This window comes from Bradyrhizobium sp. USDA 4501 (genome assembly GCF_054062115.1).
On record NZ_JBSSEX010000001.1, the window covers coordinates 5,727,726 to 5,752,840 of the forward strand.

General features: G+C 64.7%; 27 protein-coding genes. 9 read left to right on the forward strand and 18 right to left on the reverse strand.

The features are described 5' to 3' along the window. Positions 1–88 precede the first annotated feature (88 nt). Together ACVWZM_RS26250 and ACVWZM_RS26255 are read right to left on the reverse strand one after the other, a co-directional pair. Positions 89–1,414, reverse strand: a complete 1,326-nt coding sequence (locus ACVWZM_RS26250) for a TAXI family TRAP transporter solute-binding subunit (RefSeq protein WP_057019039.1) — start codon at positions 1,412–1,414, stop codon at positions 89–91. A gap of 718 nt (positions 1,415–2,132) precedes the next feature. After that, the gene (locus ACVWZM_RS26255) at positions 2,133–2,900 is read right to left on the reverse strand and encodes a DpnI domain-containing protein (protein ID WP_253638638.1); all 768 of its coding nucleotides are present in this window, start codon (positions 2,898–2,900) and stop codon (positions 2,133–2,135) included. Between the two features lie 199 nt (positions 2,901–3,099). On the opposite strand from ACVWZM_RS26255, the gene ACVWZM_RS26260 reads away from it, so the two are divergent. Further along, the gene (locus ACVWZM_RS26260; RefSeq protein WP_456855289.1) at positions 3,100–3,720 is read left to right on the forward strand and encodes a hypothetical protein; all 621 of its coding nucleotides are present in this window, start codon (positions 3,100–3,102) and stop codon (positions 3,718–3,720) included. An 11-nt stretch (positions 3,721–3,731) separates the two neighbouring features. Here ACVWZM_RS26260 and uvrB read toward each other — a convergent pair whose 3' ends face one another. The 5 genes from uvrB to ACVWZM_RS26285 form a co-directional block, all read right to left on the reverse strand. Beyond that, complete coding sequence (gene uvrB / locus ACVWZM_RS26265) at positions 3,732–6,644, reverse strand: excinuclease ABC subunit UvrB (RefSeq protein ID WP_076829859.1); 2,913 nt, start codon at positions 6,642–6,644, stop codon at positions 3,732–3,734. Between the two features lie 112 nt (positions 6,645–6,756). After that, entirely contained in the window at positions 6,757–6,963 is a 207-nt protein-coding gene (locus ACVWZM_RS26270; RefSeq protein ID WP_371852155.1) for a hypothetical protein, read from the reverse strand. Beyond that, the gene (locus ACVWZM_RS26275) at positions 6,960–7,196 is read right to left on the reverse strand and encodes a hypothetical protein (RefSeq protein WP_038377734.1); all 237 of its coding nucleotides are present in this window, start codon (positions 7,194–7,196) and stop codon (positions 6,960–6,962) included. Before ACVWZM_RS26275 ends, ACVWZM_RS26270 begins: the two co-directional genes overlap by 4 nt. A 108-nt stretch (positions 7,197–7,304) precedes the next feature. Further along, a complete protein-coding gene (locus tag ACVWZM_RS26280) occupies positions 7,305–8,525 on the reverse strand; it encodes an NAD(P)-binding domain-containing protein (protein WP_456855290.1) in 1,221 nt (406 codons plus the stop codon). Further along, positions 8,518–9,420, reverse strand: coding sequence for a LysR substrate-binding domain-containing protein (locus tag ACVWZM_RS26285; RefSeq protein WP_018273588.1), 903 nt, complete (start codon positions 9,418–9,420; stop codon positions 8,518–8,520). Before ACVWZM_RS26285 ends, ACVWZM_RS26280 begins: the two co-directional genes overlap by 8 nt. Before the next feature lie 112 nt (positions 9,421–9,532). On the opposite strand from ACVWZM_RS26285, the gene ACVWZM_RS26290 reads away from it, so the two are divergent. After that, positions 9,533–9,766 (forward strand): hypothetical protein, encoded by a 234-nt coding sequence (locus ACVWZM_RS26290; RefSeq protein WP_057019043.1) that lies wholly within the window; start codon positions 9,533–9,535, stop codon positions 9,764–9,766. Positions 9,767–9,872: 106 nt separating this feature from the next. Here ACVWZM_RS26290 and ACVWZM_RS26295 read toward each other — a convergent pair whose 3' ends face one another. The 3 genes from ACVWZM_RS26295 to ACVWZM_RS26305 are packed head-to-tail and all read right to left on the reverse strand — an operon-like array spanning position 9,873 to position 11,890. Next, positions 9,873–10,550 carry an SCO family protein gene (locus ACVWZM_RS26295; RefSeq protein ID WP_229191213.1) on the reverse strand — a complete coding sequence of 226 codons (678 nt, stop codon included), beginning with the start codon at positions 10,548–10,550 and terminating at the stop codon, positions 9,873–9,875. Continuing rightward, a complete protein-coding gene (locus tag ACVWZM_RS26300) occupies positions 10,547–11,662 on the reverse strand; it encodes an MBL fold metallo-hydrolase (RefSeq protein ID WP_316399156.1) in 1,116 nt (371 codons plus the stop codon). Before ACVWZM_RS26300 ends, ACVWZM_RS26295 begins: the two co-directional genes overlap by 4 nt. A gap of 48 nt (positions 11,663–11,710) precedes the next feature. Then, positions 11,711–11,890: a hypothetical protein gene (locus tag ACVWZM_RS26305; protein WP_456855291.1), complete on the reverse strand. Its 180-nt coding sequence runs from the start codon at positions 11,888–11,890 to the stop codon at positions 11,711–11,713. Between ACVWZM_RS26305 and ACVWZM_RS26310 the strand changes: the two genes are divergently transcribed. Beyond that, positions 11,889–12,596: a glutathione binding-like protein gene (locus tag ACVWZM_RS26310; protein WP_456855292.1), complete on the forward strand. Its 708-nt coding sequence runs from the start codon at positions 11,889–11,891 to the stop codon at positions 12,594–12,596. The two genes, ACVWZM_RS26305 and ACVWZM_RS26310, sit on opposite strands and share 2 nt — an antisense overlap. A 118-nt stretch (positions 12,597–12,714) precedes the next feature. Here ACVWZM_RS26310 and ACVWZM_RS26315 read toward each other — a convergent pair whose 3' ends face one another. Then, the gene (locus tag ACVWZM_RS26315; protein WP_316399153.1) at positions 12,715–13,506 is read right to left on the reverse strand and encodes a crotonase/enoyl-CoA hydratase family protein; all 792 of its coding nucleotides are present in this window, start codon (positions 13,504–13,506) and stop codon (positions 12,715–12,717) included. Positions 13,507–13,592: 86 nt separating this feature from the next. Here ACVWZM_RS26315 and ACVWZM_RS26320 point away from each other — a divergent pair, with 86 nt between their 5' ends. Further along, positions 13,593–14,195 carry a TetR/AcrR family transcriptional regulator gene (locus ACVWZM_RS26320; protein ID WP_456855293.1) on the forward strand — a complete coding sequence of 201 codons (603 nt, stop codon included), beginning with the start codon at positions 13,593–13,595 and terminating at the stop codon, positions 14,193–14,195. Positions 14,196–14,294: 99 nt separating this feature from the next. Here ACVWZM_RS26320 and ACVWZM_RS26325 read toward each other — a convergent pair whose 3' ends face one another. Further along, positions 14,295–14,969 (reverse strand): HAD family hydrolase, encoded by a 675-nt coding sequence (locus tag ACVWZM_RS26325; protein WP_456855294.1) that lies wholly within the window; start codon positions 14,967–14,969, stop codon positions 14,295–14,297. A 315-nt stretch (positions 14,970–15,284) separates the two neighbouring features. Here ACVWZM_RS26325 and ACVWZM_RS26330 point away from each other — a divergent pair, with 315 nt between their 5' ends. The 3 genes from ACVWZM_RS26330 to ACVWZM_RS26340 all read left to right on the forward strand — a co-directional run bounded on the left by ACVWZM_RS26330 (position 15,285) and on the right by ACVWZM_RS26340 (position 18,519). Then, positions 15,285–16,868: a DUF1800 domain-containing protein gene (locus ACVWZM_RS26330; RefSeq protein ID WP_456855295.1), complete on the forward strand. Its 1,584-nt coding sequence runs from the start codon at positions 15,285–15,287 to the stop codon at positions 16,866–16,868. Next, a complete protein-coding gene (locus ACVWZM_RS26335) occupies positions 16,865–18,094 on the forward strand; it encodes a DUF1501 domain-containing protein (RefSeq protein WP_456855296.1) in 1,230 nt (409 codons plus the stop codon). Before ACVWZM_RS26330 ends, ACVWZM_RS26335 begins: the two co-directional genes overlap by 4 nt. Positions 18,095–18,174: 80 nt before the next feature. After that, positions 18,175–18,519, forward strand: a complete 345-nt coding sequence (locus ACVWZM_RS26340) for an endonuclease domain-containing protein (RefSeq protein WP_456855297.1) — start codon at positions 18,175–18,177, stop codon at positions 18,517–18,519. 67 nt (positions 18,520–18,586) lie between these two features. Here the strand turns inward: ACVWZM_RS26340 and ACVWZM_RS26345 are convergent, their stop codons facing one another. The 3 genes from ACVWZM_RS26345 to ACVWZM_RS26355 form a co-directional block, all read right to left on the reverse strand. Next, on the reverse strand, positions 18,587–19,528 hold the full coding sequence (locus ACVWZM_RS26345; RefSeq protein ID WP_456855298.1) for an aldo/keto reductase: 942 nt from the start codon (positions 19,526–19,528) through the stop codon (positions 18,587–18,589). Between the two features lie 272 nt (positions 19,529–19,800). Then, the gene (locus ACVWZM_RS26350) at positions 19,801–20,262 is read right to left on the reverse strand and encodes a GNAT family N-acetyltransferase (RefSeq protein WP_057015132.1); all 462 of its coding nucleotides are present in this window, start codon (positions 20,260–20,262) and stop codon (positions 19,801–19,803) included. A gap of 103 nt (positions 20,263–20,365) precedes the next feature. Continuing rightward, the gene (locus ACVWZM_RS26355) at positions 20,366–21,181 is read right to left on the reverse strand and encodes a PAS domain-containing protein (protein WP_076829885.1); all 816 of its coding nucleotides are present in this window, start codon (positions 21,179–21,181) and stop codon (positions 20,366–20,368) included. Between the two features lie 212 nt (positions 21,182–21,393). Between ACVWZM_RS26355 and ACVWZM_RS26360 the strand changes: the two genes are divergently transcribed. Beyond that, positions 21,394–21,747 (forward strand): DMT family protein, encoded by a 354-nt coding sequence (locus tag ACVWZM_RS26360; protein WP_028336063.1) that lies wholly within the window; start codon positions 21,394–21,396, stop codon positions 21,745–21,747. Positions 21,748–21,937: 190 nt separating this feature from the next. On the opposite strand, the gene ACVWZM_RS26365 is transcribed toward ACVWZM_RS26360, so the two are convergent. The 3 genes from ACVWZM_RS26365 to ACVWZM_RS26375 form a co-directional block, all read right to left on the reverse strand. After that, positions 21,938–22,093: a hypothetical protein gene (locus ACVWZM_RS26365; RefSeq protein WP_168859260.1), complete on the reverse strand. Its 156-nt coding sequence runs from the start codon at positions 22,091–22,093 to the stop codon at positions 21,938–21,940. A 61-nt stretch (positions 22,094–22,154) separates the two neighbouring features. Next, the gene (locus ACVWZM_RS26370; protein WP_168859259.1) at positions 22,155–22,331 is read right to left on the reverse strand and encodes a hypothetical protein; all 177 of its coding nucleotides are present in this window, start codon (positions 22,329–22,331) and stop codon (positions 22,155–22,157) included. A 180-nt stretch (positions 22,332–22,511) separates the two neighbouring features. Further along, on the reverse strand, positions 22,512–23,165 hold the full coding sequence (locus tag ACVWZM_RS26375; RefSeq protein WP_057015955.1) for a glutathione S-transferase family protein: 654 nt from the start codon (positions 23,163–23,165) through the stop codon (positions 22,512–22,514). A 607-nt stretch (positions 23,166–23,772) separates the two neighbouring features. On the opposite strand from ACVWZM_RS26375, the gene ACVWZM_RS26380 reads away from it, so the two are divergent. Continuing rightward, positions 23,773–24,975 (forward strand): pyridoxal phosphate-dependent aminotransferase, encoded by a 1,203-nt coding sequence (locus ACVWZM_RS26380; protein ID WP_028340563.1) that lies wholly within the window; start codon positions 23,773–23,775, stop codon positions 24,973–24,975. The last annotated feature ends 140 nt before the right edge of the window (positions 24,976–25,115 follow it).

Genomic DNA, 25,115 nt, shown 5'->3' on the forward strand with positions numbered 1-25,115 from the left:
GGATCGCGGCCCAATGTCGCGCAGCAATAGAGATATGGGGTAATGGGTCCTGGCTTCGCCAGGACGACGATGAGCGTCCGATTCTCTCCTAGGCCACCGAAGCGATCGGGGGTTTTGCCAACAGTATCGCTCTGCGGTCATGAACCAGATTTTCCAGGCGGTGGGCTACGACATTCAGCGTCGCGGTGTCGACCGCATTTTCATCGCCCGCCTCGGCCTTGAGACGTTCGCTCTTAAGAATATTGTCGATCTCGTCCTCGATGTCTGAAAGTTCGTTCTCGAAGCTGACCGTGCGGATCCGGCGCGCGAGGCCGTAAAGGGTGTCGAGGGGACCCTCGCGGAATTCGGGCTGCCCGATGCCCAAAAACTTCCACGCAGCGGCAAGCACCGAGGCAATTCCTCCAAGGATCATCGGGCCCAGATAAATGTAGTTGCTGTATTCATCGAGGAAACTCTGCGTGGTGCCGTTGTAGACGGCCAACGCTCCGGGATGGACGGGAAGGTAGGCGTCCGCATCAGTGCTTGGGGCCGTGATCTGGGCAATGAGAGGATTCTCTCGCAGCAGCTCTCTACGTACTTTCAAAATGCTCTGGGTCAGATTTGTTGCAACGTCGGCGCTGAGGCTCTTTCGCGCGACAAGATAGAGCGACGTCCTCAGAGTCGTCAGGTCGTCATCGGGGACGGGAGGTGATCCGCGCAGGGTGCCCTTTGGCAGGTCGAAGCTCTCATAGGCGCGATTGCCGTCTGCAATTGCCGCGGCCGAGTCGATCGGGATCAGGATCGGGCTCGCTTTTGTACCTTGCGGGAAAAAGCCCTTCACCAGCGCAATGTATTTCTCCGTCAGCGGGATGACCACAAGCAGGGCGTGGACCTGTTTTGATGCAACGGCCTGCCGCGCATCCCGCAAGCCGAGGTTCTTGAAAACCGTCTTGGTCCGGGCAAGATCGTAGGTGCTGTTCAACACATCGACGAGTTTGGCGTTTGCCTCGCCTCCGAGCACGCCCACGGTCTGGCCCTTGAGCTTGCTGATGCTGTCGATCGATGAACCGGGCGGGGCGATGAGAAGTGCAGTCAAGTGCGACAGCACGACAATGGCCTGGGCTTTGGACAAGTCGCCGACGTCACCGCGAACGGCAGCGAGATCGACATTTCCTGCAGCGAACAGTTTGCCTGATTCAACGGCTGTTCCGGTGTCGACGACCTTCAACCGTACCGAAGCGCCGTCGGAGGCAAGCTGATTGGCGACCGCCGTCATTGCGCTGGCTGCTTCTCCGTCGATCGAGCCGACCGCCAGCGTCAGCGTTACCGGACGATTGTACCAACGATATCCATAGAGCCCGGCGGCCGTGCAGAGCAGGATCACGCCAACCAGCGAAACAACGCGGAGCCAGAACGGCATTCTGACCGAAATCATGACGACTTCCCCAATGCCGGAACAACTATGGCTTCAAAATGTAAGGGGTAGGGGATACCCGTGATTGATGCAGGTCAAGGGGGTTTTGGCTAAACGCCGCCCGTGAGATCGAACGCTATGGCGCCACGATCTCCGTCGTGTTCGCCTCGCTGGTCTACGCCGCGATCACACCATGGCTCGGCGCGATTTCCGCGGCGGTTCGCGCACGCCTACGCGCCGGTGTTCTTCGACGCGAGTCTCACGGTCGCCGAGAAGATCGCGCGGTGGCGGAGACAGCCTAGTGTTTCGCTGTAGCTCGTGACCACGATGATCACAATGTCACTGCTGGCGGTCGCGGTGGTGAGCGTGGGGTAGGTATCTTGTGCGCGCTGTTGAGGCGTCGTGAAGTTGGCGCCTCAAAGCGATCTGTTTTTGCGCCATGTCGGGCCTAGTCGGAGGCAGTCGAGGACAGAAATTCTTCCGCCTGTGCGCGCGTTGGAAACCGACCAAGTTCGCGATAGTCCGGACTGTGCTCGGCCGAGTCCGGTGACCGAATAGCAACGAATTCGTCACCTTCCTGCGCGACAAGCTCAGTCAAGTCTTCGCTGTTGAATGGCGACATATGCCGTGCGCCGCAATGCGGGCAATCGTCATCGCAAGTGCAAGACCACTCGTCAGTCCAGATGTCCCCACAGCGCGCACATCGGTAGAGATTCAGAAACCAGGCCATGTCGACGCCTCACGATTTTAGTCGGTAATTGCCTCGCGACAAGAACTCGATGAATCCACGATCACGCAAATACTGGAGCTGCTGGCGTATCTTCGGCCGGACGTTCTGATTGCCCGGATACAGGTCGCCAAGATGACGCTCGAAGGCATAGACGTCGTCAAGCGTGAAATCGCGCTTGCCGAGTGACTCTACACACTTCATCACGTCGAGAAGCCATCCCCGCGATTCCAGCGATTGGTCTCTGAGAAAGAGCGTCTTCTGCCATTCCGCAAGAACCAGCTCCTTGTCGCGAATGACACCGTTTCGAACGATGTGGATTTTGCCTGATTCAGGAACCTTCCCGAGCAGGATATTGGACCCGATCCAGCCCGCGCGCCGGGCGGTCGCAGCCAGCGGCTTCCGCTCCTCGATGATGTCCCGAACGAAGAAGTGCTTGGGGACGATCAGCAGATTGACGACTGCAAGTGACCTGAGATCGTAGTTCATCAGCAGAAGATTGGGATTATTGCTCGCAGCAAGACGCTCGCATTTGGTCTTGTAGGCGCCATCGGCGACCTTCCGGCCGAACTTTCCCTTCTGGCTCTTGAGTTCGAACTCCTCGCTGCACGATCCGCACAGGAAGTCGGCCAGCGGGCTGTTGTTGGGAAACTGCGACATCTTCGCATTGCCGCAGTGCGGACAATAGGCCCAAGCCCTGACCCAGGCCTCCGTCCACGTGCGGGCGCTTTGCGAGCCGCTGGTGTAGGAGGTCTGCGATTCTTCAAAAGCTAACTTCATCCGCGTTCTAAGTCTTTAGCCAATGAGGTCTCTATTGCAACTATTAGCTGCATACACCATGGTGTTTCTGAGAGGGGTTCTTCCATTGGTGGGGCAATAATGTTGACAGAAACTACATGTTGGGGCTGCCGAAGAACAGGGTGCTCGCAGCGTAAAAATATGTAATGACTTGTTTGAAGAGGTTCGAAGATCAAGCTTTTTGAAGAAACCCGTTCCCCGTGTAGCGCTTCTATCTGATGAAGAGGTGAGGGATGCTCAGATCATATTGCAAGAGCTCCTAGAAGGGGAATTTGCCGATATTCGGGAAATGCCGCGGAGCAACAATCTTATCATTGCAGCTTTTCAAGGTGGTCGTGATTCTCGGATTGCCTGGATTCAAAGAATTCATCGTCAGTTAAAAGCGCGCCTTCTTGTCTTGCATGTTGACGAAGAAAGCCACCTCGAAAAGCAATTGCTAGTCTTCTTTAAGGAGGAAGACGTTCGTCGTATCAATGATCTGCTTTCTGAAGTCAGAACACTCGTGAGAGACAACGCCGATTTGTCGGGCGACCACAAGCGGCGACTCCTTAGGATTGTAAACAAATTTCAAGCAGAGCTTGAGAAGTCAAAAAGCAGCTTTCGAGTGATTCTTGACGGGTTTGTGGAAGCTAGCGAGGCCCTCGGAGAGGCGGGACAAAAGGTCAAGCCCGCCTTTGATCGAATTCGTGAGATACTGGGCATTGCGGAAAAGAGTTTTGGTGAGAATCCTCAAATTGAGGGGCCTTCAGAACCGAAGCAGCTTCCTGCTCCCAACGAGGTAGTTCCTGGCGAGGACGAATAGAAAAGGTTGCTCTACCGCTTCTTCCACCCGCCCCGCTTGCCTGGCGCGCCGCCGCTCGACCGCGGCGACGGGCCGAACTCCGGCCCCGACTGCCGCGAGTCGGTCGGCTGGATGATGCGGCTCGTGGTGCCGAACGGCTTGGCGGGCAGCGCGCCGCTGGGGCGGAAGGGCAGCGATTCCGGGCCGTGCATCTCGTCGAGATCGGGCTTGTGGATGCGTGAGCCGGACTTGCCGCCGCGGCTCGCCTTGAGCGAGGTCTGCGCCGACTTGTTCTTCAATGCGCTGACCGGCAGGTTGGCGGCATCGCCGTATTTTCTTGTGCCGGCATAGGCGCCGGCCTGCTTCTGCACGTTGCGCTGCTTGGCGGTGGGGTCGTCGACCACGGCCATCTCGGTGGCGCGCAGCCGCTTGACCTCGTCGCGCAGTCGCGCGGCCTCCTCGAAGTTCAAATCGGCCGCGGCCTCGCGCATCCGCGTTTCGAGATCGCTCAGCACGGCCTCGAAATTATGCCCGATACTGATGACGTCGTCGGCGATGCCGCCGTCGCCGATCTCGACCAGCACGTGGTCGCGCTCGTAGACGGAGTTGAGGATGTCGCCGATCGACTTCTTCACGCTCTCCGGCGTGATGCCGTTGGCCTCGTTGTACTCGACCTGCTTCTCGCGGCGCCGCGTGGTCTCGGCCATCGCGCGCTCCATCGAGCCGGTCATGCTGTCGGCATAGAGGATCACCTTGCCGTCGACGTTGCGCGCGGCACGGCCGATGGTCTGGATCAGCGAGGTCTCGCTGCGCAGGAAGCCTTCCTTGTCGGCATCGAGGATCGCGACCAGCGCGCATTCGGGAATGTCGAGGCCCTCGCGCAACAGGTTGATGCCGACCAGCGCGTCGAATGCGCCGAGCCTGAGGTCGCGGATGATCTCGATGCGCTCGATGGTGTCGATATCCGAGTGCATGTAGCGGACGCGGATGCCCTGCTCGTGCAGATATTCGGTGAGGTCCTCCGCCATGCGCTTGGTGAGCACCGTGATCAGCGAGCGATAGCCGGCCGCCGCGGTGGCGCGCACCTCGCCGACGAGATCGTCGACCTGGGTGCGGGCAGGGCGGATGTCCACGGGAGGATCGATGAGGCCGGTCGGACGGATCACCTGCTCGACAAACACGCCGCCGCTTTCGTTCAGCTCCCAGCCGCTCGGCGTCGCCGACACCGCAACCGTCTGCGGCCGCATCATGTCCCACTCCTCGAAGCGGAGCGGCCGGTTGTCCATGCAGGAGGGCAGGCGGAAGCCGTATTCGGCGAGCGTCGCCTTGCGGCGGAAGTCGCCGCGGAACATGGCGCCGATCTGCGGCACGGTGACGTGGCTCTCGTCGGCGAAGATCAGCGCGTTGTCCGGTACATATTCGAACAGCGTCGGCGGCGGTTCGCCGGGGCGGCGCCCGGTGAGATAGCGCGAATAGTTCTCGATGCCGGCGCAGCTTCCGGTCGCCTCCATCATCTCGAGATCGAAGGTGGTGCGCTGCTCGAGTCGCTGTGCCTCCAAGAGGCGGCCCTGGTCGTTGAGCTGGTCGAGGCGCTGCTTCAACTCCGATTTGATCGACTTGATCGCCTGCACCAGCGTCGGGCGCGGCGTCACATAGTGCGAGTTGGCGTACATCTTGATGAATTCGAGCTCGTCCTGCTTGTGGCCGGTGAGCGGATCGAACTCCTCGATGGTTTCGATGGTGTCGCCGAACAGGTTCACCCGCCAGGCGCGGTCCTCATAGTGCGCCGGGAAGATGTCGATGACGTCGCCGCGGACGCGGAAGGTGCCGCGGGTGAAGTCGGCCTGGGTGCGCTTGTACTGGAGAGCAACGAGGTCGGCGATGAGCTGCCGCTGATCGATGCGCTCGCCCTTCTTCAAGGCGAAGGTCATCGCGGTGTAGGTCTCGACCGAGCCGATACCGTAGATGCAGGACACGGAAGCGACGATGATGACGTCGTCGCGCTCGAGCAGCGCGCGCGTCGCCGAGTGACGCATGCGGTCGATCTGTTCGTTGATCGAGGAATCCTTCTCGATATAGGTGTCGGTGCGCGGGACGTAGGCTTCCGGCTGGTAGTAGTCGTAATAGCTGACGAAATACTCGACCGCGTTGTCGGGGAAGAAGTTCTTGAACTCGCCATAGAGCTGGGCGGCCAGCGTCTTGTTCGGCGCCAGGATCAGCGCCGGGCGCTGCGTCGCCTCGATCACCTTGGCCATGGTGTAGGTCTTGCCCGAGCCGGTGACGCCGAGCAGCACCTGGGTGCGGTCGTTGCGGTCGATGCCCTCGACCAGCTCGGCGATCGCGGTCGGCTGGTCGCCTTTCGGCTGGTAGTCGGACTTGATCTCGAAGCGCACGCCGCCTTCGGATTTTTCCGGGCGCGGCGGGCGGTGCGGGGTCCACACCCGCATCGAGCCGTCGTCCTTGCGGAATTCCGGGCGGCCGTCGCGGATCAGGTTCTCCAGCGCGTCGGCAGTCGCCTTGACGCCGAGCGCCTCCATCTTGCTGCGCGGCGGCCGCGCCAGGGCTTCGTCGTCGTCCTCGGCGGTCGGCAGGCCGAGCTGCCGCGCCAGTTCCGGATCGAGGGTCGGGATCGTGGCCGAGGTTCCGTAATTGGCCTGCGGGGCCTCCTCGAGCCCGGAAGCATCGCGCTTCGCGACGCCCTCGCTGGTCTCGCGCGTCGACGCCCGCGCGCGATGCGCGGCGGCCTCGCCGCCGGCGCGACGGTCCCAGGAATTGTCCGGCGGCGGCTGCAGGCCGGTGCCCGAACCCATGCCGGCATCGCCGCGGTTGATCGCCGGATTGAGCAATTCGGCAAGCGCGGGCCCGATCGGGAGGACCTCGGGCCGGTGTGCTTTGGATTTGGGGGTTTTGCCGGGCTTTTTCGGAGTGTTCGGTGTCTTCGCCATGCCCCGAATATGGGACGAGTCCGGCAGCGAGAAAAGGGCAAACGGCGGCCGGATCGCTGCTCGGGCAAGGCTGCTGACAGCAGGGTGTCAGCAGGCGGCGGCTTCGCGGCCTTTACGCCCGCGGCAGGTCGACGATGTCGAGATGGATCCCGCCGCAGCCGTCGCAGCGCATGGTCCAGTATTCGGCGGCGCGGCCGGGGATCACGCGCAGCAGCGAAAGCGATGCGGCACATTCCGGGCAGCTGGTGCGGACCTGCGCCGGCCAGACCGGATCCGGCTCGCATTGCGGGACGGCGGCGACCACGACGTTACCGGTCACGCCGACGCTTCGGCCGCCGGCATTGTCATGCCATAGCGTTGCGGGAACCGGTCGATAGCCCGCTTCGCGTCGGCGATCGCCGCATCCGGATCGGACCACGCAAAGCCGATGTCGAGCGTCGGAAACAGCATGCCATCGATGACGACCGGCCTTTGATCGACCCGTTGAACCCTGGCGTGCCATTGCCCCTTCCCCACTTCGAACGACTTGATCTCAAAACCGCTGTAAATCATGTGCGACCTCGAAATGCCCTTCTCATAGGAAGCATGAGCGCGTTGCGCTAAATGTGAAGCAGTTCACAACTCGCCGGGTTTATTTCCGCGCAGCAAAGGAACCCGGAGCTAGCCGCGGCCGGCGATGTGGTCGGCGAGCACCGCGGCATCGTCGCCGACGCCTGACAGGAACGAGGATTTCATCTTCGACAGCCATTGCAGGCCGAGGAAATAGAGGCCCGGCACTTCGGAGACGCCATGGCGGTGGCGCGGGGCCCCGGCGGCATCCAGCACCGGTATGTCGATCCAGTTCAGATCGAGACCGTAGCCGGTGGCCCAGATCACGCTCCTGATCCGCGCGGCGCGCAGGTCGATCGCGTCGAGCGGCGCGGTGAGGCACGGCGGATCGGGCAGGCGGAGGCGCGCCAAGGGATCATCGGGATGATCGAGGCCGCGCGCCGCGACGAAGTCGTCGACGATCCCGAGGAACGTCGCGTAATAGGCGTCGCCATTGGCGATGTTGGCGGCGAGATCGGGCGCGATCTCGAGCACGCCGTCGCGCGCCGCCGTCACGCGGCCGAGCAGGGTCACGCCGCCGGCGGAGAAGCGGCGGAAATCGACGGTGTGGCCGCCATGGGCGCCGGAAATCACCGGCAGCAGCCGCGACGGGCCGCGCTGCTCGACCGGCGTCCGGTCGATGCCCATCTCGGCCAGCCACCAGATCAGATCGCGGCCGCGATAGCGGCGCGGCAGGCGGTTGTGACGTCCGACCGAGAGGAAGACATCACGGCCGGCGCGCATCAGCTCTTCGGCGATCTGCGCGCCCGAGGCGCCGGCACCGACCACCAGCACTGCGCCGTCAGGCAATTGCGCCGGATTCTTGTAGCCGGCGGCATCGACCTGGAACAGGCCGGGGTGATCGCGCAGGAGGTCCGGCCGCAGCGGCCGTTGATAGGGGCCCGTGGCGATGACAACACTGCGGGCGACGATGCTGCCGCCGGCAAATTCGGCGAGGAAGCCGCCGGCGTCGCGGCGCAGCTTCGTGACCGCGACGCCGCAGAGGATCGGCGGCGCGACGAACGCGGCGTAGTCCTCGATGAAGGCGATGATGGCAGCGGTGTCCGAAAAGCCGTCGGGATCGCTGTGCGGAAACGCGAAATCCGGCAGCCGCACCGACCAGTTCGGAAACTGGAACATGAGGCCATCCCAGCGTTCGCTACGCCAGCGCTCGGCGATGCGGCCCCGCTCCAGCACCAGATGGGCGATGCCGCGCTGCTTCAGCCGGTGGCTCATGGTGAGCCCGGCCTGGCCGCCGCCGATCACCAGCGTATCGACGGTCTCGTCAGGCACTGCGCGTTCCCTTGCGGCGGGCCGCGGGCTCCGCCGCGGCGCGGATGATCCAGCGCCGGAACGCGGCGAAATCGCGCTGCTCGGCGTGGAAGCCGCGATAGACCAGATACCAGCGCATGCCCTTCGGCACGCTGAGCGCAAACGGCGCCACCAGCCGGCCGGCGGCGAGATCGTCGTCGATATAGGGCCGGATGCCCATCGCGATGCCGAGCCCGTCGCTAGCTGCCTGCAGCGCCTGGCCGTAGAACTGGAATTCCGGCCCGCGCGCGGTCAGGCGCGGCACGCCCGCCGCCTTCAGCCAAGACGGCCAGTCGTCGGGCGAATGCGCGACGCGGATCAGGCTCGGGCCCTTGAGGTCGGCGGGGCGCTTCAGGGTGTTGGCGAGCCGCGCCGTGCACACCGGCATCAGATCGGCGGCGAACAGCGGCTCGGCGACGAGGCCCGGCCACTGGCCGTCGCCGAGCTGGATGCCGCAGCTCCAGTCGTCGGCGAACGGCACCGCCATGCCGCCGGTCGTGATCCGCACCTCGATGTCGGGCTCCGCTTTGCGGAACTCGGCGAGGTGCGGGATCATCCATTTCAGCGCAAAGGTCGGTCCGACGCCGACGGTCAGCACCCGCGCGCTCGCGGATGCCGTGACCTGCGCGGTGAGGCTCGCGAGCGCGTCGAAGATCGGCGTCAGCCCGCCCTGATAGGCGCGGCCCGCCGGCGTGGTGACGAGGCGGTTGGCCTTGCGCTCGAACAGCGCGACGCCGAGCCGCTCCTCGAGCAGATGCACCATCCGGCTGATCGCGGCGGCCGAGACATTGAGCTCGCTGCCCGCCGCCGCGAAGCTGCCGGTCCGCGCCGCGGCTTCGAACGCCTTGATGCCGTTGAGAAAGAGCAGCCGCCGCATGAACCCTCAGGAAAACTGATGCAAGGTCAAGATAACTCAGTTTGCCGGAAGAGGCCAAGCGGCGCAGAAATACCGGAGACAATGAATCCCTGCTGATCCCGGCGAGGACCACATGACAGAGACCACAGACGCCCTGGTGCTCGATCTCGTGGAATGGGTGGCGCGCGGGCCGCGGCGCTATACCGAGGTGCTCGAGGTCTGGCGCACCTCATGCCCGCGGCTGACGATCTGGGAGGACGCCGTTGACCGCGGCTATGTCGCGCGCCGTCCCTCGGTTGAGGGCATGCGGGTAACGGTGACGGAAACCGGTGAGACATTCTTGCGCGCGCATGGGCGGATACATTGAGTCCGGCGATTTGTCCGATCCGCCTGCCGAACTGCTTTCTTCACCTCACCCGCAAGCGGGAGAGGGGGCGCAGTATTGACGCGGCTGGAATTGCCAATCTCTGATGTCAGCGTACCGGTTCGGCGAGCCGTGGCCGGATGATCTCGACCATCCGGTCGGCTGATGTCCCCGGCGGAAAGAAGCCGAGATAATTGCCCTCGCGGTCCATCAAATAGATGTAGGCGGTGTGATCGACGGTATAGTCGCCGGCATCCTTCAGCGGCACCCGCGCGAAGTAGACCTTGTAGGCATCAGCGAGCTTGCGGATCGCATCACCGCTGCCGGTCAGTCCGATCAGGCGCGGGTGGAACATCGGCACATACTCCGCGAGGTGGGCCGCGGTGTCGCGCTCGGGATCGACCGTGATGAAGATCGGTTGCACCTGGTCGCCGTCGCGGCCGAGCTTGTCGAGCGCCAGGGCGATCGCCTGCAGATCGGTAGGGCAGATGTCGGGACAGGTGGTGAAGCCGAAATAGATCAGCATCAGCTTGCCGCGAAACTCCTTGTCGGTGCGTTCATGGCCGGCCTGATCGGTCAGCGCGAACGGGCCGCCGACCGGCTCCCTGTTCCACATCAGGATGTCCATGATCTCGGCGGGCGAGCGCGCCGATTGCGGCGGCGCATCGGCGGCCAGCACCGGCGCCAGCGTCAGCCACAGGCCGGCGCCGGCGAATGCCAGGCCCGCGCCAGCGAATGCCAAGCCCGCGCCAGCGAATGCAATGACGCGCAGGATCGGCGCGATCATATGCCGAAGGAGAGGCGGCTGCCCGTCGTCGTGACCAGCACCTTGTCGCCCATCTGCGCGGTCGCCTCCTGCACGAAGTTGAGCCCGGAGCAGTGCATCGGGATCAGCACGTCGGGGTCGAGCTTCCTGATCTCGGCGACCACCTCGGTGAGGTAATCCTTCGGCGCCGGCCCGAGATGGAAGCCGCCGACGATGGCGTGCACCTTCTGGATGCCGGAGACCTCCTGTGCCTGCTTCACCGAATTGACGATGCCGACATGGCCGCAGGACGAGATCACGACGAGGCCGAAGTCCCGCACGTTGAAGCAGGTGGCGTGCTCATGGATGTGCTCGTCGGGCACGATCTTGCCGTCCATCTCGGCCGGCAGATAGTGGCTGGCATTGCAGCCGAGCCCGTCCTTGATGCCGAACTCGACCCAGGTCTGCGGCAGCACACGCTCGATGCTGCGGCGGGTGATCTTGCCGGTGGTGAAGGCATGGCCCGCGATCACGGTCGGGGTCTCGCACAGCACCGTGGTGACGCGCTGCGCCGCGAGCTGGCGGCGATCGAGCGTGCCGAAATCGTTGAACTGGCCCTTGGTCGGCGTTGCGCTGACGCGGTGGCAGAAATTGTCCTCGCCGCCGGCATAGAGCTTCACGTCGGCCGGTAGTTTATCACGGAATTTGTCGAGGAAGCCGTTGAGGCCGCCGAAATGGTCGTAGTGGCCGTGGCTCACGATCAGCCCATCGAGCTTCGCCGGATCGACGCCGACCAGCGCCATGTTGTTGAGCAGCACCTCCGGCGTGTAGCCGTAGTCGAGCATCAGCGTGCGCTGTGCGCCCTTGGCTTCCGACTCCAGCCACAGCGACAGGCCCCATTCATTGTGCAGCGACTTCTGGTAGTCGGCGGAGCGCGGCGGCGGCGCGATGGTGACGCCGCCGGCCTGCTTCGGCTTGAAGAACAAATCGAAGCTGGAATCGACCAGCACGCGGATCGAGAGCTTGTCGACGGTCGGCACCTCGATCGGTGCGGCGCTCGCGATCTCGACGCAGGAGAAGGCGCCCGCGGCTGCGGCGCCGGCGAGCGCCGCCGAACCTTTCAGGAAATCACGTCGTGCCAAATCTCGCGTCATCGCAATCCCCCGTGTTTTGAAAACTTTTCAATACCAAACACGTTGAGCCTAGGAGCAATCGGGACGCGGCTCAATCGGGCATTTGCGCTGCTTGCAGATCACATTCGCGCGCGGTGCAATGCGGGCGCCATTGACTTGGGTGCGGTTATGCGCCCAAGTCAATGCATTCGCATCTTTCTCGCCGATGCACGACATCGGCAGTCCCTGGCAATGCAGGATCACGCCCATGATCGACCTTCACTACTGGTCCACGCCGAACGGTCACAAGATAACGCTGTTCCTTGAGGAAACCGGATTGGAGTACAGGATTTTCCCGGTGAACATCGGCAAGGGCGATCAGTTCAAGCCGGATTTTTTGCAGATCGCGCCGAACAACCGCATCCCCGCAATCCTCGATCACGCGCCGAAGGGCGGCGGCAAGCCGCTACAGCTGTTCGAGTCCGGCGCGATCCTGCTCTATCTCGCCGAGAAGACCGGACAATTCCTGCCGGCCGATATCCATGGCCGCTATGACGCGATCCAGTGGACGTTCTGGCAGATGGGCGGGCTCGGGCCGATGGCCGGGCAGAACCACCACTTCCGCAACTACGCCGTCGAGAAGCTGCCTTACGCGATCGACCGCTATGTCAACGAGACCAACCGGCTCTACGGCGTGCTCAACAAGCGGCTCGCCGACCGCGAATTCGTCGCCGGCGACTACTCGATCGCCGACATGGCGAGCTATCCCTGGGTCGTGCCCTACAAGAACCAGGGCCAGGAGATCGACGATTTCCCGCATCTGAAGCGCTGGCTGGAGACGATCGGCAAGCGCCCGGCGACCGTGCGCGCCTATGCCAAGGCGAAGGAGGTCAATCCGAATTTCGGCCAGCCCGCGATCCGCACCGAGGAAGAGCGCAAGTTGCTGTTCGGACAGACCGCGGCGGTGGTGCGGTAGGGCGAACTCCTCCGTCATTGCGAGGAGCGAAGCGACGAAGCAATCCATCTTTCCGCGTATGCGGGTCGATGGATTGCTTCGCTTCGCTCGCAATGACGGATGTAGCACTCGCGGGTTTTCAAGCCCCGACATACCTCGCCAGCCGCCGTTCCTTCCACGCCGCGAGCCCCTCGGCGAGATCGCGGCCCGGCACCAGCGCGGCGAACTGCTCGCTCTCGACCAAAAGGCCCTCGGCAATCGGCATGTTGAGCCCGCGCGTCACAGCGGTGATGGTGCCGGCGACGGCGCCGGGCGAATGCCTGGTGATGCGGCCGGCGAGCTCGCGCGCGGCCGTCAGCAATTGATCGTGCGGCACGATCTGATTGACCAGCCCGATCTCACGCGCATGCTCGGGCGGAAACGGATCGCCTGCGAGGAGCAGCTCCAGGGCGCGCTTGCGTCCGGCCAGCCGCGGCAGCCGCTGCGTGCCGCCGAAGGTCGGGGGCATGCCGAGCTTGATCTCGGGTTTTGCAAATAGCGCGCGGTCGCTGGCGACAGCGAGATGCACCGCCTCGGTGATCTCGCAGCCGCCGCCGAAGGCGAGCCCGTTGATCGCGGCGATCACGGGCTTCTTGAATGCCTCGAGCCGCGCGGTCATGGCCTGGCCGCGGCGGACGAAGTCCCGCACCGCGACGGCGGAGCCCTGCTTGACGCTCTCGGAAAACTGCTTGATGTCGGCGCCGGCCGAGAAGGCCCGCTCGCCGGCCCCGGTCAAAATCACGGCGCGCACCTCAGCGTCGCCCTCGATGCGGTCGAGCGCGGCCATCAGCTGATCGATCAGCGCGTAGTTCAGCGCGTTGAGCTGCTCCGGACGGTTCAGGGTGATCAGGGCGATCGTGTCGGTGATCTCGAGCAGGATGGGGGCGGGCATGATGCAGTCTCCAGCAATTGTGTGTCGGGCCGAATGTAGGGCCAGCCGCAATTTGTGTATATTCACTGGTTAGTATACATAGCGCCATGCCCAGACCCTCCGAGCCCACCCGCGAGCGCATCGTCCAGGCGGCGAGCGCGCTGTTCTACAATGAAGGCATTCGCCGCGTCAGCGTCGACGAGGTCGCCGCCAAGGCCGGCCTCACCAAGCGCACGCTGTACTATCACTTCAAGAGCAAGGACGATCTGGTCGCTGCCTATCTCGCCGCGCGCGACCAGCCCAATCTCGCGCTGTGCCGAAAGTGGTTCGCGGAGGCCGAGGGTGGCCTGCCGGTGAAGGTCGAGGCGATCTTCAGGAACCTCGCGCGCTCGGCGCGGCATCCGAAGTGGAAGGGCTGCGGCTTCCTGCGCACCTCCGCCGAACTCGCCAACATGCCCGGGCATCCCGCGATCAGGATCGGCGCCGCGCACAAGAAGAAGTTCGAGGACTGGCTGCGCGCGACCTTCGCGGAGCAGGGCATCGCCGATCCGCTCAAACTGGCGCGGCAGATCCTCTTGCTGCTGGACGGATCGTTCGCCGTGGTGCTGCTGCATCGCGACCCGAGCTACATGGAGACCGCCGGCGAGGCCGCGCGCACACTGATCGAGACGGCGCTGGGGAAGCAGGGCGTAAGCGGGGTTAGGACATGACGAGAGTAGGTTGAATGGTAGTCGCGAAGGCGGTGCGCTCCCTGCCCCGCAAGCGGGAGAGGTGCAGCAGCCTGCGGCGAGACCGTCTCGCAATGACGGCTAAAGCGCGCCGCGCTCCTGCAGCAGCACCAGCACGGCGTTGAGGTCCGGCAACACGGCTGCGCATTTCGCGCGGGTCTCGTCGGTCGGCGGCGCCATGTCCGGCACCATCAGCGTGATCGCGCCGGCGGCGTGGGCGGCGGCGACGCCGTGGTTGGAGTCTTCCACCGCGATGCAGGACGCCGGCCTCACGCCGAGCCGCGCGGCGGCCTTGAGATAGAGCTCGGGATCCGGCTTGCCCTGCGCGACATCGTCAAGCGTCAGCAGCGTGTCGAAGCGCGCGCGGATGCCGGCGAGGGTGAGGTTGCGTTCGGCCGAACGGCGCGATGACGAGGTGACGATCGCCATCGGGCGCTCCGCAAGCGCGAGCGCATCGAGCAGAGCGAGCGTGCCTGATTTGAGCGGCAGGCCCGACCGCATCATCCGATCGCGATGTTCGAGAAACGCTTGGTTGACGTCCGCGAGCGGAAACGCCGCGCCGTAATGGTCGCGCAGCATCGCCTCGCAGACCGGGCCGGGAAGCCCGACCATGGAGTGGCACAGCGCGACGACGTCGTCGGTGTAGCCGCACACGTTCAGCGCCGCGACCAGGCTGTCGAAGTAAACCTTCTCGGTGTCGAGCAGCGTGCCGTCCATGTCGAGCAGGACGGCGTCGACGGTCCAGCGTGCGTTCACGTGGCGCTCACCGCTGCTTGCTGTTCCGCGAGCTTCCGCAAGCATGCGGGGCACAGGCAGTCGCCGCCGTCGGTCGGCATTGGCAGGCGAAAACTCTCATCGCAGCACCAGCATGCTCCGGTGAGCGAGCAGGAAAATTCGCTGCCGCATGCCGTGCAGGCAAGCTGGCGCGGAGATGCTGGTTTGGAACGATCGTTTGACGAGAGGTCCATTCTAACCGCGATTTAATGCGCGAATTAATCTCGGGTTCATCCCGGACCGCGCTATGATGCCAGGCAACTGATATAGCCGGGATAGGCCGTTAAGGGAATTCTGATGGCCCGTGATTCGCAAGCCGCGCTGGTTGCCCTCAACCGGTTTGGATTCGGTGCCCGCGGCGGGGCGTCCGGCGACTTCATCAACGCCGCCTCCGATCCGCGCGGTTTCGTGCTGGCGGAACTGGCGCGTCCGAACGGCGCGCTGCTCGAAGTGCCGGGCCTGCTCTCGACGCCGGAGCTCGGCAAGCAGGTGTTCGACTATCAGTTCGAGATCCAGCAGGCGCGCAATGCCGCGAAGGTCGCGCAGCAAGGCGCGAGCGAGACACCGCCGCAAGGGTCCGACGCAAAGCCGGCACAGCGGCGCAATCTGTCGCTGTCCACGGCCGCCAAGGAGATCGCCGGCAAGGATCCGGCGATGCAGGCGCAGGGCGCCGATGGCGCCAACGCGGCGATGACGCCGTCGGCTCCGATGCAGCCTCCGACGATGCAGACGGTGCCCGGTCCCCCCAAGCCGCCGGCGCAACCGCTCAACATCATCCAGAAGACGTTCCGCGCCGAGGCGCTGGCGCGCCTGCAGCGCGGCGTGGTCGCCGATTGCGGCTTCGTCGAACGGCTCGTGGTGTTCTGGTCCAACCACTTCTGCGTCTCCGCCAACAAGGGCGCGCTGGCGCGGATGTGGGCCGGCTCGTTCGAGCGCGAGGCGATCCGTCCGCATGTGCTTGGCCGTTTCCCGGACATGCTGAAGGCCGTCGAGCAGCATCCGGCGATGCTGTTCTTTCTCGACAACCAGCAATCGCTCGGCCCGGAGTCGCGCGCCGGCATCAACCGCAATCGCGGCCTGAACGAGAATCTCGCGCGCGAGATCATGGAGCTGCATACGCTCGGCGTCGGCGGCGGCTACACCCAGGACGATGTGACGGCGCTGGCGCGCGTCATCACCGGCTGGACCTTTGCCGGCCGCCGTGGGCAGTTAGGTGTGCCCGGCAGCTTCGTGTTCAACGCCAATGCGCACCAGCCCGGACCGCAGCAGGTGCTTGGCAAGAGCTACGCGCAGGCGGGCGTCGCGCAGGGCGAGGCGGTGCTGGCGGACATCGCGCGGCATCCCTCGACCGCAAAATTCATCGCGACCAAGTTCGCGCGCCACTTCGTCGCCGACGATCCGCCGCCTGCGCTGGTGGCGAGGCTGCAGGATATGTTCACGAAAACGGGCGGCGATCTCAGGGCGCTGGCTACCGCGCTCGTTCAGTCCAGCGAGGCCTGGCAGCCGCCGCTGACAAAGATGCGTTCGCCTTACGAATTCCTGGTCGCCTCCGGCCGCCTGCTGGCCCGCAATCCCGAGGATCCGGGCCGCTATCTCAACGGCCTCAATGTGCTCGGCCAGCCCCTGTGGTCGCCGGCCGGGCCGAACGGTTTTCCGGACACCGCCGCGGCCTGGGCGGCGCCTGAAGGCGTCAAGCTCAGGCTCGACATCTCGGCGCAAGTCGCCTCCCAGCTCGCCGACCGGTTCGATCCGCGCGACCTGCTCGAGCTCATTGCCGCCGATGCCGCCTCGCCCGAGACGCGGCGCACCATCGAGCGCGCGGAATCGCGGCAGCAGGCGCTGGCGCTGCTGTTGATGTCGCCCGAGTTCCAGAGGAGATGACGATGGAATGCTCCGAGAGCCTGATGCTGCAGGCGACGTCGCGGCGCGCGCTGCTGCTCGGCGGCGCCTCCTTTGCGGCCTGGGCCTACCTCCCGAAATTCGCGCGCGCCGCCGATGGCCGCGATCCGCGCCTCGTCACCATCATCCTGCGCGGTGCACTCGACGGCCTCGCCACGGTCGCACCGGTCGGCGATCCTGATTATGCCGGCTTGCACGGCGCGATCGCGCTGCGCCCCGATGGCCCGAACGCGGCGGTGATGCTGGATCAGTTCTTCGCCCTGCATCCGGCGATGCCGGAATTTTCGCGGATGTATCGCGCCAAGCAGGCCGCGGTGGTTCATGCGGTGGCGACCTCCTATCGCGATCGCTCGCATTTCGACGGTCAGGACGTGCTGGAAAGCGGCTTCCCCGGTCCGGGCCGCGTGCAGTCCGGCTGGCTCAATCGCGCGCTGGAAGCCTTGCCGAAAGGCGAGCGGGTGACGAGCGCGCTCGCGGTCGGCCCGACCACGCCGCTGGTGCTGCGCGGCGCGGCGCCGACCGTCGGCTGGGCCCCGACCGCGCTACCGCAAGCCGCCGACGACACCGCGATGCGGCTGCTCGATCTCTATCAGCACCGCGATCCGGCGCTGGCGAGCGCGCTGACGCAAGGCTTGCAGCTCGAGAAGCAGGCGCAGGGCGAGGAGATGAAGCCGAAGCCCGGGGCGGGCGGCGTGGCGGCGATGCGCCTCGTGGCGCGGGGCGCCACGAAATTGATGGCGGCCGATGACGGCCCGAGGATCGGCGCGCTCGCCTTCGACGGCTGGGATACCCATGCCAATGAAGGCGGGCCGGTCGGCCGCCTCGCGCAACTGCTCGGCGGCCTCGACGGCGCGCTGGCGGAATTCCAGAGCGGCCTCGGCGCGCGCTGGCGCGACACCGTGATCGTGGTCGCGACCGAGTTCGGCCGCACCGCGCGCATCAACGGCACCGAGGGCACCGACCACGGCACCGGCACCATCGCGCTGCTCGCCGGCGGCGCGGTGAATGGCGGCCGCATGATCACCGACTGGCCCGGCCTCAAGCCCGCCAATCTCTACCAGGCCCGCGACCTCGCCCCGACTACCGACCTGCGCGCCGTGATCAAGGGCGTGCTGCACGACCAGTTCGGCCTCGGCGAGCGCGTGCTGGCCGATGCCGTGTTTCCGGACAGCGCCCCGGTAAAGCCGATGAAGGGGCTGGTGGCTTGACTTCCTCAACCTCTCCCCGCTCTTTGCGGGGAGAGGTCGGAAGCGACGCATCGCGTTGCTTCCGGGTGAGGGGCAGGGCAATGCGTGGCCGCAAGGAAACACCTATCCGACTCGCGAAAGGGCTGCGCGCCAATCAAACGGACGCGGAGACCGTGCTTTGGAATCGCATCCGCAATCGCCAGATTGATGGCCATAAGTTCGCACGGCAGGTGCCGGTCGGGAGTTACATTTGCGACTTCGTCTGCCGCGAGCGACGGCTCGTGATCGAAGTGGATGGCGGTCAGCACGCGAACTCAGCTGCAGACGTGGTCCGGGACCGGTATCTCACCGGGGAGGGCTATCGCGTGCTTCGCTTCTGGAACAACGATGTGCTCGGCAACGTCGAGGGTGTGTTGATTACAATTCAGACTGAGTTGCGCGGATAGATGCCCCTCACCCCAACCCTCTCCCCGTAAAGGACGGGGAGAGGGAGCGGAGAGAGTGCCGTTCGCTTCACGCCTTCGTTATCCCATCGATCTCCGCCATCTCCTCCGCGGAGAGCTTCCAGCTGATCGCCTTGGCGTTCTGCTCGATCTGCTCGGGACGCGTCGCCCCGGCGATGACGCTTGCGACTTGCGGGCGGGCGGCGAGCCAGGAGAAGGCGAGCTCGAGCATGGCGTGGCCGCGCTCCCTGGCAAACGCCTGCAGCTTCTCGACGATGTCCTCGTTGCGCGGCGTGACGTAGCGATCCTTCAGGGCCGGCGCCTTGGCGAAGCGGGTATCGGCGGGTGCAGCGGCGCCGCGCTGGTACTTGCCGGTCAACAGGCCGCTGGCGAGCGGGAAGAACGGCAGCAGGCCGAGATTGTATTGCTGCGCCGCCGGCAGCAGGTCCTTCTCGATGCCGCGCACCAGGAGGCTGTATTCGTCCTGGCAGGACACGAAGCGGTTCATGTTCATCTGGCGCGCGACGTACTCGGCTTCGGCGATCCGCCAGGCCGGGAAGTTGGAGTTGCCGATGTAGCGCACCTTGCCCTGGCGGACGAGATCGTCGAGCGCGCGCAGCGTCTCGTCGATCGGGGTGAGCGGATCGTAGTCGTGCTGCTGGTAGAGATCGATATAGTCGGTCTTCAGGCGAGTGAGGCTCGCTTCGGCCGCCGACATGATGTAGCGCCGCGAGGCGCCCTGCTTGGTGCCGTCGGTCGCCATCGGCTTGGAGAATTTGGTGGCGAGCACGATGTCCTTGCGGCGGTCGCCCAGCACGGTGCCGAGCACGGTCTCCGAGCCGCCCATGCCGGCATAGATGTCGGCGGTGTCGAACAGCGTGATGCCGAGATCGATCGCCTTGTGGATCACCTTGCGCGAGGTCTCGAGGTCGGTGCGCTGGCCGAAATTGTTGCAGCCGAGGCCGACCGCGGACACGCGCAGCCCAGAGCCGCCGAGATTACGAATTTCCATGAGACAATCCTGTGGGATAGGCGAGCGGTGCCGCGTATTGTGACAAGCACACTAGGGCCCGGCAAGGTGCCGTCCTACCGCCGATGACGCATGACGATGTCGCAAAATGAGATGCCGCAAAAAAAAGCGGTCCCGGTCAGACGCGGCGACTGACGGGGACCGCTTGGCGAAGATCTGAGACGGGGGGCCTGATCTGCGCGAGCGGAAGCCTAGCCGGGCTTTGTAACGTGCCGGTGACACCTCTGTTCAATCCACAGGCCGCGAAGATCCGCTCAGACAATCTTGCGATAGATGACGAAGCCCGGCTTGTCTGCGACCTTGTCATAAAGCTGCATCGCGGTGTGGTTGGTCTCATGCGTCTGCCAGTAGACGCGTGGCGATCCCGCGAGCCTGGCCTGCGCGTAAACCCCGTTGATCAACGCGCGGCCAACGCCCTTGCCGCGTGCGGCTTCGCTGGTGAACAGATCCTGCAAATAGCAGGTTGGCGCGATCGCGGTGGTCGAGCGGTGAAACAGATAATGCGTCAGCCCGAGCAATCTGCCGCCGGCGTCGGCGACCAGCGCGTGCACCGGCTCATAGGCATCGAAGAAGCGTTCCCACGTCATCGCGGTGATCTCGGGCGCGAGCGCGGTCGGCCCGGATCGCTCATAGAAAGCATTGTAGCCGTCCCACAGAGGAAGCCACTGGGCGTAGTCGTCGCGGGTGATGAAGCGGATGGTGACGTCGTCGGCCATGGACATCCCTGGATGATCCTGCGGTTGCGGGCGATGCCTCGGCACCGCTCGCAAGGTTCTACCGTCGCTATCTCGCAGGATCAATTGCGGACGAGGTCGCGCCTCACTCGGCGGCGCGCAGCAGCCGCGCCAGACGGCGCTCGCGCCCGGCGCGCTGGGCCCGATATTCATCGGCCTTGGCGGGATCGTCGGTGTGCCGCACGAGGTCGGTGACCGGCGTGTAGCTCAGCATGCGGCCGCCGTCCGGCAGTGCGGTGCAGCTGAAGCGCAGCACCTGGCCGTCGGCGAGGTTGAGATTGATCGGCGTGGAGTCGCCGGCGCGCATCATCGCGATGCGCTCGGCGATGAATGCGCTCAGCTCGTCTTCCGGCAGTTCATAGGCGCCGGTGTCGCGGCCGTGATACATCAGCGCGACGAAGGGCGGCTTGCTCTCGGCCTGCGCATCCGACAGCGCGAAATAGTCGCGGAAGGCGCGGTTGATGAATTCGGCGCGGGTGTCGGCGTCGAGCAGCACGATGCCGATGTCGACCTGGTCGAGCGCGGCTGCGAGCCGCTCCGCGGTGGCGTGATGCTGCTGATCCGCGGCAAAGGCGTCGATCCATTTCTGCCGTAGCATTCCGGTGATCACGGCGGTGCCGGCCGCGGTCGCCGCCAGCATCAGCATCCGCGCGACGTCGGCGGTGTCGTAACCGGGCAGCGCGCGATGATTGAGGAAGAACAGCGCCGAGGCGGCCACCGCGATCGCGGCGGAGATCAGCCCGGAGGTGATGCCGCTGATCGAGCTCGCAAGCGCCACGATGCAGACGAACAGCGGCGCGGGATTGGGGACGGCGACAACGAGGCGATCGAGCAGGAAGGCGGCGGATGCCGTGATCGCCGTCAGGGCCGGACCTGAAATTGCACGCCAGTCGAACCGCATGCGCGTTCTCGCTATCTATCAAACGAACGATAAAGCCGCAGTTTGACGACAGGGCCGCAACCGCGCCGGCATTTCCGTCCCGACCGTTAAGCGGGCGTTGCGGGGGCCGAACCAGCTTTCGCTGCTTTCAAATCAAATGATATGCAGATCGGCACGGAACCCGGTTCCGTGCCTGCGGGTTACCGCGTGCTTTGCTTGCAAGAGGACATTCGATGCCCGCCATTTCGCCGTCGCTGCTGCCGATCCTGATGCTGTTCGCCTCGAACGTCTTCATGACCTTCGCCTGGTACGGCCATCTCAAGTTCAAGGATCATTCGCTCCCCATCGTGATCCTGGTGAGCTGGGGCATCGCCTTCTTCGAATACTGGCTGGCGGTGCCGGCCAATCGCTGGGGCAGCGCGGTCTACTCGGCGGCGCAGCTCAAGACCATGCAGGAGGTGATCACGCTGGTCGTGTTCGCCGCCTTCTCGGTGTTGTACCTGAAGGAGCCGCTGGGCTGGAATCACGCGCTCGGATTTGCCTTCATCGCCGCCGGCGCGTTTCTGATCTTCCACAAATGGGGCTAATGCTTCACCTCGCCCCGTGTGCGGGGAGAGGTCGGAAGGCATCGTTAGATGCGTTCCGGGTGAGGGGGACTCTCCGCAAATGCAGCGATCTCCGAATACGCGGAAAGAGCCCCTCACCCCAACCCTCTCCCCGTAAGAACGGGGCGAGGGAGCACACTGCCGCCGCGGTTCGACCTGATCTCATTGCGCTTTAGTGGTGCGGGGCCGGCTTGGCGGTCGGCGTCGTGACATGCGCGGGGCGTGCGCGGTCTTCGCCTTGCGTGCCGGTCACGATCAGGAGCGATGCCGCCAGCAGGATCGCCGCCGACAGCGTCACGGTCACCAGTCCGACGGGGGTCTTCATCATGTCGCGCCGCTGTCTCTCCCGCGCCTTGCCGCGGATCAGGTGCCAACCGGAAATTGCTTGATTACGCCGGGATCGCCGTTGCCATGGTGATGTTGCTCGACAGCACCGTCACGGCGACGACCAGGCACAACGTCAGCGCGCCGAGCGCGAGCGACGCGGCGATCGCGTTCGTCAGCCGGGATGATGCCACCGGGGCAGGGCGGCCATCGAAGCCTGCCGTGCCGGACCACCGTTTCATGGTCTAAATCCCTCAGGCCGCGAGCGAATCACTCGCGACATCCGCGCGAATCTGCCGGTTGTCACCGGCAACATTGCGGCGGCGGCGCCGTCCAAAAATGGCTAAAATACGGCGGTGGCGCGAGTTTTGCCCGTTATTTGGGCAGTTTCCCCGTTATTCCCTGGATTCACACCCGGCCGTTCAGACGCCGGCCGCGAGGCGAGGCTCAGGCTCGGCCTCGGTACCAGGCTGCCAGTCCATCGAGACAAATCCGGGGGTCTGCTCGACCCGCTTGAGCCAGGCGCGGATCGACGGAAAGGTCGCCAGGTCGAAGTCGCAGCGGTCGGCGACGTGGGTGTATCCGTAAAGGGCGATGTCGGCGACGGTGAGCTGTCCGGCGGCGAAATAGGCGTGTTCCTTGAGGTGATTTTCCATCACCTGCAGCGCCGCATAGCCGCGCTCCATCCAGTCCTCCAGCGCGTGCGTCTGCAGGTCGCGTCCGCCCTTGACCAGCGACAGCCAGAAATAGGCAGCGCCGATGTTCGGCTCCAGCGCGTGCTGCTCGAAGAACATCCACTGCAGCGCCTCGGCGCGCTCTATCCGCGACTCCGGCGCCAGCGGCGTGCCGATCGCGACATACCAGAGGATGGCATTGGACTCGGCGAGATGGCGGCCCTCGGCGACCTCGAGCAGCGGCACCTGGCCGCTCGGATTCTTGGCCAGGAATTCCGGCGTGCGGCTCTCGCCGCGCAGGATGTCGATCTCGATCGCCTCGTACGGCGTGTTCAGCACGGCAAGCGCCAGCCGGACCTTGTAGCTGTTGCCGGAGCGCTGCATCGAATAGAGCTTGTACATTGCGTCGTGGTTCACTCGGTCAGGGAGACGGTACGCTTAAAAATTGCGCGGCCTGTCACACCGCAACGCCGCTAAACAATGATGCTGACGGGGGTGCGTCGCAAGCCCTGCAGTGTGGAAAAAGTCGAAACGTCTACTGCACTGCACACGTGCAGAACGATTCCATCCACACGGCAGAACAACTCGGATCACGCCTGCGCGACGCTCTGCACGGTGCCGGTCGATCGCCAAGGTCGCGACCATGGCGGGCGCGCTGAAATTCACAAACCTTAACGCGCCATCCTTGGCGGCACGACGCGCCGGTCTGCGTTGACGACCCGCCGCTAGCGCCGTCAGGCAGGTTGCCGCGCGGCATTGTCCTCGGAGCAATCCGCGCTGGTGCATGCCGCCGAAGGGCCCGCCGGCAAGACCGGAGCGGGCTTGCCGGATATGAGTCATCCGGTGCCGGAACTTGCGGAAAATTGCGCGCGCCGCGAGCCATGCGCGAAAGTTTTCGTGCTTTACCGCCAAGCTTCTTGCGGTGCAGCGGCGACAGGCCTAGGGTGCCGCGATCCCATTCAAATCAAGTCGTGGCCCTACGGCTCACGACGTTTGCCAGGAGATGATAATGGCCTTCCTGTCCGCTGCGCTCGACCGTGTGAAGCCGTCCGCGACGATCGCGGTCACGGACAAAGCACGCGCGCTGAAAGCCGCGGGCCGCAACGTCATCGGCCTCGGCGCCGGCGAGCCTGACTTCGATACGCCCGCCAACATCAAGCTGGCAGCGATCCACGCGATCGAGGCCGGCAAGACCAAGTACACCGATGTCGGCGGCATTCCGGAGCTCAAGGAAGCCATCATCAACAAGTTCGCGCGCGAGAACGGCCTGACCTACAAGCCGAACCAGGTCATCGTCGGCACCGGCGGCAAGCAGGTGCTCTACAACGCGCTGATGGCGACCATCAATCCGGGCGATGAGGTGATCATCCCGGCGCCGTACTGGGTCAGCTATCCCGAGATGGTGGCGCTCGCCGGCGGCGAGTCGGTGCCGGTGGTGTGCCCGGCCTCGACCGGCTTCAAGCTGCGTCCGGAAGATCTCGAGAAGGCGATCACGCCGAAGACCAAGTGGGTGATCCTGTGCTCGCCGTCGAACCCGACCGGCTCGGCCTATACGAAGAGCGAGCTCAAGGCGATCACCGACGTGCTGGTCAAGCATCCGCATGTCTGGGTGATGACCGACGACATGTACGAGCACCTCGTCTATGACGACTTCGTCTTCACCACGGCGGCGCAGGTCGAGCCGAGCCTGTACGATCGCACGCTGACCGTGAACGGCGTGTCGAAGGCCTACTGCATGACCGGCTGGCGCATCGGCTATGCCGGCGGCCCGGCGCAGCTGATCAAGGCGATGGCGACGATCCAGTCGCAGTCGACCTCGAACCCGTCGTCGATCGCGCAGTGGGCGTCGGTCGAGGCGCTCAACGGTCCGCAGGACTTCATCGCCGCGAACAACAAGGTGTTCAAGGAGCGTCGCGACCTCGTGGTGTCGATGCTCAACCAGGCGAGCGGCATCGAGTGCCCGCGGCCGGAAGGCGCGTTCTACGTCTATCCGTCCTGCGCCGGCACGATCGGCAAGAAGGCGCCGTCGGGCAAGCTGATCGACAACGACGAGGCGTTCGTTACCGAATTGCTCGAGAGCGAAGGCGTCGCCGTGGTGCAGGGATCGGCATTCGGGCTCGGACCCGCGTTCCGCATCTCCTATGCGACCAAGACCTCCGATCTCGAGGATGCCTGCAAGCGCATCCAGCGCTTCTGCGGTAATCTGCGGTAGTTCGATCCGAACTTAAAGAAACGCTCCCGCACCTGGTGCGGGAGCGTTTTTGTTTGTGCGCCGAAATCGCGCCAGTAGATTCGACGAGTCAAATCACATCCAGCTCACCTCACGCGCGTGTGTGCGAACATCGATGCCAC